The sequence below is a fragment of the Neobacillus sp. BF23-41 genome, from assembly GCF_041106275.1.
On sequence record NZ_JBGBPR010000081.1, the window covers coordinates 1 to 2635 of the forward strand.

A 2635-nucleotide genomic window follows, 5' to 3' on the forward strand; every position below is an offset into this window, starting at 1 on the left:
TTGAACTATCCTGCTCGTTAGTGGAACAAAAAAAAGACCGCCGCAGCGATCTTTCTTGAGCTTTAGCACCCGTTAGCTGAAGAACCAAGTGTACACAATATTAAAACCAATCAGGTGTTTTACTATATGATTCTTCAAGCTGATGTAAATCATATCCCATTTTTTTAAAGTGGTTAATCTTTTCATCCTTTGTAAAAAACAAAAGGTTGTCAGGTTTGTGATACGAGGGAACTAGCATTTTATCGAAATAGTTCACGTCTACATTTTCGTTCCAGGGTCTTACACCGTTAAGAGCTTCTGCCAGTGCTTTTAATGAGTTATCAGAATAGGTACTACGTGTTATTCGACGTACATAATTTTTTGGTTGCCCCTTAATTACTTCTTCAACCTGAACAACAGCACTTTTGTTTCCGATTATTCTCCAAGTGTGGTTATCCAGGGATTCCGAGGAAATTGGTAATATTGAAACAACATTTTTATGTATAATATTTTCAATTTCTTCTACTTCTTTAGATACCAACTCGAACAAACAACAAATTGGCGATCCAAGTTCATCTTTATTAATTATCTGACCATAGCTATAAGAACTGTTGCTTATTGGAATGAAAAAAATATCCCCTTCAGCCCATCTTTGTTTTTTCGGTCTTTTAAAATTTTTTGCTAACTTATTTACCTTGGCTAATTCATAATTGTTGATTTCAAAACCAATCAATTCATTAATTATTTTTGCTACCTCAACTATCACTTCACCTTTTTTTGATGTTATAAAAATCCCGTTTGTTTCATAATCAATTTTTATTTTTTTAAATGACAATTCCATTCTATCTTTTAAAATTTTCTTAATGTACTTAGCTGCTTCTTGACTGGTTTCTAATCCGAACAATTCTGCAAAGTCTTCATTTATAAAGAAGTCGCTCAAACTAACATTAGGAAAATAAATAGTTATTACCCCGAATTTCACTTCCAAGTAGAACAATCCTTTCTCCTTTAAATTTATATTTTTATATAATTCGCTTTGTTAAGTAGATAATCCTTGTTCAACTAAACTGACCTTTATCTCCATAAGAAAAAGAGCTGCCGAAGCAACTCCCTTATTGAAGTAAATGACCCGTTATTTGAAGAAAAATTTCAAGAAGCTCTTTGTTTCGTACTGTTTCGGTCAATTGTCTTAATTTTTTTAATGAAATAATAATGTTTGTAGAGGGCCAGCAATACCAACAGGATTTTCAATAAAAGGATGTCCACATAAAATACAGAAATTACGATGAAGAAATCGGCAACTAAATTGATTCTGATTTTCTCTTTTCGAGTCATACCTTTTTTTTGTAGGAATGATTCAACGTATTTTTCATATAATGAGGTGCGTTTGAACCAGTTTTCAATCGACTTGGAACTTTTCGCAAAGCAAAAAGCAGCAAATAAGTAAAACGGACCGCCCGGTAGAACTGGTAACACAGTCCCTGCAACTCCAATCACAAGAGATATGGATCCAAGTAGCAAATATAGGATACTTTTTACTTTTTTAATTGTAATCACCTTTTTATTTATATTCTAATCCCTTATAACGTAAAGAGGAAGTCCAATTGATTCAATATCACTGATTAGTATCTTACCATTTTCTTCTTGAACTAACCTGCATCGTTAGTGGAACAAGAATAACCTTTCTTATAGCAATGAAAGGCAACATAATATAAAGGGTAATTATTATTCTTCATCTTCACCGTAAAAATCTAATAATACAGCTACAATTTCATCTTTTTCATTATATTGTACAGATACTGGATAGTACCCGTCCCCAAGTCCAGACATAGAAACAGTACCTCCAATCAGTACTCCACCTTGATCATCAGTTGCCACCTTATCACAGCAAGCCACATAATATTTGAGTCCCTCTTCATCCATATCTATGTCATAAACGTTTTGTACTTCATATGTAATCATTTCATCTCTGCAATAAATTGATGCATCAAAAATTCCCGCTTGTGCAGAATCAACTGCAATCTCTTTACCTATTTCTATCCACTCAAGGTCTTGTTTGGCTTCTATATGACAAGCCATTAATTTAGCGACAGTCTTATCTTCTTCATAAAAGATTGTAGCTTTCCATTCCCCACTTTTAGCTGGGGTCAAAATCCAAGATAAGTCATCATCCGTTGCACATTCAATAGGATAGCAGGGATCACTGACAATGAGTTGATTGCCCTTTACTTGAAAAGAACCTAATACTTTTGAAATCATCTTTATAACCCCCATTTTAGGAATATCTACTATTTATATTTTAAGATTGTTAAGAGTAAATGTGCCATATAAATATTGTTGAAATCCATATTCTTTATTAAAACAAAGCGTTGATAAACTTTAATATTAAATCATTTTCTTGTTAAACTAACCTGTCCCATTAGTGGAACAAGAAAAAGAGCCGCAGCTGCGACCCTTTTGTTTAACTCAAGCACCCATTAGTTTAAGTGCAACTTTTCACATAACAACTATCAAACGCCAAATTTACCAAGAATTTTTAATATTGTTGCTTCAAATCGTTATATATATTTATTGCTTGTTCATATATATCATTGTTTGGCTCGATTTGAAAATTTTCAACGCTATCACTTAGATGAAAAATTCCCTTATCATCTAT

3 protein-coding genes are annotated in these 2635 nt (G+C 32.7%); all 3 read right to left on the reverse strand.

Going from position 1 to position 2635, the window contains the following annotated elements; translation table 11 throughout:
- Positions 1-100: 100 nt before the first annotated feature.
- Positions 101-961 (reverse strand): Imm26 family immunity protein, encoded by an 861-nt coding sequence (locus tag AB7942_RS30350; RefSeq protein ID WP_369449768.1) that lies wholly within the window; start codon positions 959-961, stop codon positions 101-103.
- Positions 962-1128: 167 nt separating this feature from the next.
- Positions 1129-1536, reverse strand: coding sequence for a YbaN family protein (locus tag AB7942_RS30355; RefSeq protein WP_369449766.1), 408 nt, complete (start codon positions 1534-1536; stop codon positions 1129-1131).
- Positions 1537-1704: 168 nt separating this feature from the next.
- Positions 1705-2238, reverse strand: a complete 534-nt coding sequence (locus AB7942_RS30360; protein WP_369449767.1) for a hypothetical protein — start codon at positions 2236-2238, stop codon at positions 1705-1707.
- Positions 2239-2635: the final 397 nt, after the last annotated feature.

Coding starts and splice junctions, on each gene's coding strand:
- AB7942_RS30360 (WP_369449767.1), bottom strand. CDS start 2,238: ATGATTTCAAAAGTATTAGGTTCTTTTCAAGTAAAGGGCAATCAACTC.